This window comes from Kitasatospora sp. NPDC057518, from assembly GCF_042802075.1.
Classification (GTDB): domain Bacteria; phylum Actinomycetota; class Actinomycetes; order Streptomycetales; family Streptomycetaceae; genus Kitasatospora.
This window is the reverse complement of record NZ_JBHVEU010000530.1, coordinates 1-5,669: the sequence shown is the minus strand read 5'-3', so window position 1 is coordinate 5,669 and position 5,669 is coordinate 1. Positions and strand designations below refer to the sequence as shown.

General features: G+C 75.8%; 7 protein-coding genes. 5 read left to right on the top strand and 2 right to left on the bottom strand.

All coding sequences use genetic code 11. From position 1 onward, the window contains the following. Positions 1-42: 42 nt before the first annotated feature. On the bottom strand, positions 43-1,167 hold the full coding sequence (locus ACFU7Z_RS35195) for a M48 family metalloprotease (RefSeq protein ID WP_380782061.1): 1,125 nt from the start codon (positions 1,165-1,167) through the stop codon (positions 43-45). Then, complete coding sequence (locus tag ACFU7Z_RS35190; protein WP_049654255.1) at positions 1,164-1,568, bottom strand: BlaI/MecI/CopY family transcriptional regulator; 405 nt, start codon at positions 1,566-1,568, stop codon at positions 1,164-1,166. Before ACFU7Z_RS35190 ends, ACFU7Z_RS35195 begins: the two co-directional genes overlap by 4 nt. Positions 1,569-1,682: 114 nt before the next feature. On the opposite strand from ACFU7Z_RS35190, the gene ACFU7Z_RS35185 reads away from it, so the two are divergent. The 5 genes from ACFU7Z_RS35185 to ACFU7Z_RS35165 all read left to right on the top strand — a co-directional run bounded on the left by ACFU7Z_RS35185 (position 1,683) and on the right by ACFU7Z_RS35165 (position 5,651). After that, on the top strand, positions 1,683-2,351 hold the full coding sequence (locus tag ACFU7Z_RS35185) for a DedA family protein (RefSeq protein WP_375873259.1): 669 nt from the start codon (positions 1,683-1,685) through the stop codon (positions 2,349-2,351). After that, positions 2,348-3,019, top strand: coding sequence for a phosphatase PAP2 family protein (locus ACFU7Z_RS35180; protein WP_380782060.1), 672 nt, complete (start codon positions 2,348-2,350; stop codon positions 3,017-3,019). The genes ACFU7Z_RS35185 and ACFU7Z_RS35180 overlap by 4 nt, the downstream gene beginning before the upstream one ends. A 148-nt stretch (positions 3,020-3,167) precedes the next feature. Continuing rightward, entirely contained in the window at positions 3,168-3,683 is a 516-nt protein-coding gene (locus ACFU7Z_RS35175; protein WP_049654261.1) for a pyridoxamine 5'-phosphate oxidase family protein, read from the top strand. 115 nt (positions 3,684-3,798) lie between these two features. Further along, positions 3,799-4,920, top strand: coding sequence for a TIGR03364 family FAD-dependent oxidoreductase (locus ACFU7Z_RS35170; RefSeq protein ID WP_049654265.1), 1,122 nt, complete (start codon positions 3,799-3,801; stop codon positions 4,918-4,920). An 11-nt stretch (positions 4,921-4,931) separates the two neighbouring features. After that, positions 4,932-5,651, top strand: a complete 720-nt coding sequence (locus ACFU7Z_RS35165; RefSeq protein WP_274538672.1) for a phosphonatase-like hydrolase — start codon at positions 4,932-4,934, stop codon at positions 5,649-5,651. The last annotated feature ends 18 nt before the right edge of the window (positions 5,652-5,669 follow it).

Below are 5,669 nucleotides of genomic sequence, written 5' to 3'. Positions count from 1 at the left end.
CCCGCGTTCCGTACCGCCGTACCACCTGACGGCCGGACGGGGTCAGCGCTGCGCGCCGGAGCCCTGCTGGGCCGCCTCCACGGTGTGGTGCAGGTCGGCGCCGGCCTCCAGGGCGGCGCCGGTGCTCAGCGCCAGGCAGGCGGCCAGGGCCACGGCGGCGGCCCGCAGCCAGGTGCCGGGGGCGGTGGCCGGGCGGGGCTGGAGCAGTGCGGCGACCCGGCGCGGGACCGGGCCGGAGTGGGCGGCGGCGACCAGCCGGGGGCGGGCCGGCCAGGGGGAGCGGCTCGCGGCCAGGGCGGCCCGGCCGACCGCGCGGGCGGTGACGGCTCGGTCGCCGACCCGGGCGGCGGCCACCTCGTCGGCCCAGCGCTCCAGGTGGTAGCCGAGGGGTGCGCGCAGCGGGCGGAGTGCCGGGTGGACGTCGGCGGCGTGCTCGGCGAGGGCGAGGAAGAGGTGGTGGCGGGCGGTCAGGTGGGCCCGTTCATGGGCGAGCAGGGCGGAGCGCTCGGGGCCGCTGAGGGCGCGCAGCATGCCGGAGGTGACCACGATCCGGCCGGGCTCGCCCGGTCGGCCGGGGCGGCCCAGGCGGCCGGGCAGGGCGAAGGCGTCGGCGCACTCGTCGTCCAGGACGGTGAGCGGGTGGTCGGCGGGCCGCAGCAGGGCGGCGGGCCGGAGGCGCGCGGCCGGCCATGCCGGGGGGCGTGACCGGCGCACGGAGGCGCGCGGGGGGCGCGTGTCCGGATGCCGGGCGGGGGAAGGTCCACGGTCCGGACGGGGGCCGTCGGAGGGCTCCGTGCGGTGCGCGTCGGCCGGGAGCGCGGCCCGGGCGGCGCGCAGCTCCCGCAGCCGTCGGCGGGCGGTGCGCACCGCCAGGGCGCCGAGCGCGAGGAGGGCCAGGGCGGCCAGCGCGGCCGGGAACGGCGCGTCGGGCGCGGCAGCGGTGAGCCAGGGCAGCGAGAGGTGGCCGAGGGCGGCGACCGGCGGGAGCTGGAGCAGTCCGGCGGCGGCCAGCAGGCCGAGCGAGCAGAGGGTGCCGCCGGCCAGGACGGCGGCGCTGCCGGCCAGCATCCAGGCGGCGGCCCGCGGCGGCAGCGCATCGGCGAGGCGGCGGGCCAGCGGGGCGGCCAGGAAGGGCAGCAGCAGGGGGACCCAGACGGCGAGCATCATCGGCCCGCCGTTCCCGGTGTCTGAGCCCCGGGGTTGCCGTCGCCGAGGAGGTCGCGCAGCAGCTGCTCGTCCTCGGCGGAGAGGTCGGAGACGAAGCGGGCCAGCACGGTGGAGCGGTCGGTCTCGCGGCCGAGCTCGGTGTGCATCCGGCGGGCGGCGAGCCCGGCGGTGTCCTGGACGGTCGGGGTGTAGGCGTAGGCGCGGCCGGCCCGGGTGCGCTCGACCGTCCCCTTGTCGAACAGCCGGGCCAGGATCGTCGCGATGGTGGTGCGGGCAAGGTCCCCGCCGAGCGCGGCCTGGACGTCCTGCGGCGTCATCGGCTGCCGGGCGGACCAGAGGGCGGCCAGCACCTCGGCCTCCAGCTCCCCGGCGGGCCGGCGGGCGGACGGTACGTCGGGCATGGCGGCGCTTCCTCCAAGTATCGTCTACAGTCGTGTAGACCGTCTACGCAACTGTAGACGGTCCGGGCGGGTTCGGTGCGAACCGCCCTCCAACGTACGGGAGGTCCGTCGGCCTTGCTCCAGTTCCTCGCCGATCCGGCCGTTCACCTCGCGGTGAACCCGCTGGACGCGTCCTCACTGCTCGCCGCCTTCGGCGCGCTCGGCATCGCCGTCGTGCTGTTCGCCGAGACCGGGCTGCTGGTGGGCTTCTTCCTGCCCGGCGACTCGCTGCTGTTCACTGCGGGGCTGCTCTGCGTGCCCGGCGCCACCAAGGGCCCGCAGCTGCACCTGTGGCAGGTGCTGCCCGCCGCCCTGGTCGGCGCGCTCGTCGGCGCCCAGGTCGGCTACCTGATCGGCCGGCGCGGCGGCCGGGCGCTGCTCGGCCGGACCAGGCGCAAGAGCCTGCTGGAGGGCGTGGCGCGGGCCGAGGAGCTGCTCGCCAAGTACGGCCACGGCAAGGCGATCGTGCTCGCCCGGTTCATCCCGGTGGTCCGAACGGTGCTGAATCCGCTCTGCGGCGTGCTCGACGTGCCGGTCCGCTCGTTCACCCTGTGGCAGGTGGTCGGAGGCGTGGTCTGGACGGTCGGAGTGGTGTTCGCCGGGTACGGGCTGGGCTCGTCCATCCCCGGCATCGACCAGTACCTGCTGCCGATCATCGGTCTGGTAGTAGTTGTCTCCGTGCTCCCTATTGTTCTCGAACTGTTCCGCGCCCGTAAGGCGCGACGTCACGGAGGTGACATGTGACGCCCTCCAGGGCGCTCGCCGTGTACGACGGCAGCGGAATCGACGGCGGCCTGTACACCCGGGTCAACGGCTGGGCGCAGTCGGCGCCGCACTGGCTGGACGAGCTGATCAAGGTCTGGTCGGCGCTCGGCCTCGGGCTGTTCGCGGTCTTCATGCTCTACGCCTGGTGGCGGGCGCGCGGCGCGGACTCGGCCGTGATGGCCAGGGTGCTCGCCTCGCCGCTGATCGTGGTCGTCGCGTACGGCGTCAACTCGGTGTTCAAGGGCGCGGTCGAGGAACTCCGGCCGTGCGCGCAGATCCCCGGCAGCGTCTCGCTGGAGACCTGCCCGGGCACCGGGGACTGGTCCTTCCCGAGCAACCACTCGGTGATCGCCTTCGCCGCCGCGACCGCGCTCTGGTTCGTCAACCGGCGGCTCGGCCTGGTGGCCGGCCTGTTCGCGGTGCTGATGGCCGCCTCCCGGGTCTGGGTCGGCGTGCACTACCCGCACGACGTGGCGGTGGGCGCGCTGGTCGGGCTGCTGGCCGCGGCGGTGCTGGCGCCGCTCGCCGGGCGCTGCGGTCCGCTGGTGGACCGGATGCGGGCGGGCGCGCTGCGGCCGCTGCTCGGACCGGGGCAGCCGCCGGTCGTGGCCCGCGGGTACGCGTCGTACGAGTCCCGGCAGCGCTGAGCCGGACTTCCGCCCCTGCCCCTTGTCCGGTCTCGGACGGCGGGTGGAGCATGTGAGCCGGGCGTGGAGCCTCCTTCGGGGGGCGCCCGCCCGGCTCAGTCGTGCTCGGGCGCGCGGGCGCCGGGCGTGCCAGCGGAGGGAGTGCCGAATGCCGTACCGACTCGACATCACGCAGGGGGACTGGCCGGGCGACCTGCTGCACAAGGGCGTCGAGGGGCTGTTGGCCGAGGCCATGGTGCTCACCCTCGCCACCGCGGGCCACGAGCACGGCCCGCACGCCAACCTGGCCTTCTTCGCGTACGACGACGACCTCGTCCTCTACTTCGTCAGCGAGCGCTCCACCCGGCACAGCCACCACCTGGCCGAGGAGGCCCGGGCCGCCGCCACCGTCTTCCTGCCGCCGCCGGTCTTCGGCGAGCAGCTGCGCGGCCTCCAGCTGACCGGCAGCGCGAGCGAGGCCTGGGGGCGGCAGGCCGAGGCGGCGCTGGCCGCCTACCAGGGGCGTTACCCGGTCTTCGCGCGGGACGAGGAGGTCCGGCGGCAGTTCCTGACCGGGGGCGGGGCGGCGGCGCTGTACCGGTTCCAGGTGGAGGAGCTGACGGCGGTGGACGAGCCGAACTTCGGGCGGCGCAACTACCTGCGGGCCCGGGTGGTGCGGTCGTAGCCGCCGCGGCGGCCTCGGGGTGGCCGACGGGTTGTCTGTACAACTTCCCAGGTGGTTCATCTGCGGGACGGCGTCCCGACGCCCCTCGGACACCCGGGCGCACCAGCCTGGACGCATGAGAGTCATCGTCGTAGGAGCAGGCGTCCTGGGCAGCATGCACGCCTGGCAGGCCGTCGAACGCGGCCACGAGGTCGTCCACCTGGAGCGCGAGACCGAGGCGCGCGGCGCCTCGGTGCGCAACTTCGGCCTGGTCTGGGTCAGCGGCCGCGCGCAGGGCGAGGAACTGGACACCGCGCTGCGCGCCCGCGAACTGTGGGAGTCCATCGGCGCCCGCGTCCCGGACCTCGGCTTCCGGGCCAACGGATCGCTCACCGCGATTCGCACCGAGGCCGAACTCGCCGTCGCCGAACAGGCTCTGGCCCTGCCGGACGCCGCCGCCCGCGGCTACCGGCTGCTCGACCCGGACGAGACCCGCGCCGCCAACCCGGCCCTGCGCGGCAAGCTGCTCGGCGCCCTGTGGTGCGGGCGCGACGCCGCCGTCGAACCCCGCACCGCCCAGCCCGCGCTGCGCGCCGCCCTGGAGGCCACCGGCCGGTACACCTTCCTGCCCGGGCGCGAGGTGCGCGAGGTGGTCGGCGAGAACGCCGTCCGCGACGACCACGGCGACGTCCACACCGGCGACCTGGTGGTCCTCTGCACCGGCGCCTGGCTCGGCGGCCTGGTCCGCGAACTCGCCCCCGCCCTGCCGGTCCGCCGGGTGCGGCTCCAGATGATGCAGACCGACCCGCTCGGCGAGACCCTCACCACCTCCGTCGCCGACGGCGACAGCTTCCGCTACTACCCCGCCTTCGCCGGCACCGCCCTGGACCGGCTGCGCGAGACCCAGCCGCAGCCGCCCGTCGCCGCCGAGCACCGGATGCAGCTGCTGATGGTCCAGCGCCGCGACGGCGGCCTGACCATCGGCGACACCCACGAGTACGACCAGCCGTTCGGCTTCGACGTCGTCGAGGACCCGTACGACCACCTGGTCGGCGTCGTCGAGGACCTGCTCGGCCGCCCGATGCCGCGGATCCGCCGCCGCTGGGCCGGGGTGTACGCGCAGTGCGTCGACACCACCCGGGTCGTCCACCGCGAGCGCGTGCGCGACGGCGTCTGGCTGGTCACCGGCCCCGGCGGCCGCGGCATGACCTGCTCGCCCGCCATCGCCGAGACCACCGCCGACCTCGCCAACCTGTAAGGAGCGCCGCTGTGAGCAACACCGCTGTGAGCAACACCGCTGTGACCGATACCGCTGTGACCGCAGACATCCGCCTGGTCGTGCTCGACATGGCCGGCACCACCGTGGCCGACGACGGTCTCGTCGAGCAGGCCTTCACCGCGGCCGCCGCGGCGCTCGGCGTCGAGGCCGGCAGCCCGGAGTTCGACCCGATGCTGGCCCACGTCCGGGCCACCATGGGCGAGTCCAAGATCTCCGTCTTCCGGCACCTGTTCGGCGCGGAGGAGAAGGCCCAGCGGGCCAACACCGCCTTCGAGGCCGCCTACCACGACCTGGTCGACGCCGGGCACTGCGCCGCCCTGCCCGGCGCCGCCGAGGCCATCGCCGAACTGCGCGGCCAGGGCCGCAAGGTGGTCCTCACCACCGGCTTCTCCCGGGCCACCCAGGACCGCATCCTGGACGCCCTCGGCTGGCGGTCCGTCGCCGACCTGACCCTCTGCCCCGCCGAGGCCGGCCGCGGCCGCCCGTACCCCGACCTCGCGCTCACCGCCCTGCTGCGCACCGGCACCGACTCGGTCCGCCAGATCGCCGTCGCCGGCGACACCGGCTACGACATGCTGACCGGCACCCGGGCCGGCGCCCCGGTCGTCGCGGGCGTCCTCACCGGCGCCCACGACGAGGCCCGGCTGCGGGCCGACGGCGCCACCCACGTCCTCGGCTCGATCGCCGAACTGCCCGCGCTGCTGGGCTGATGCGGCGTTCCGCCCCTG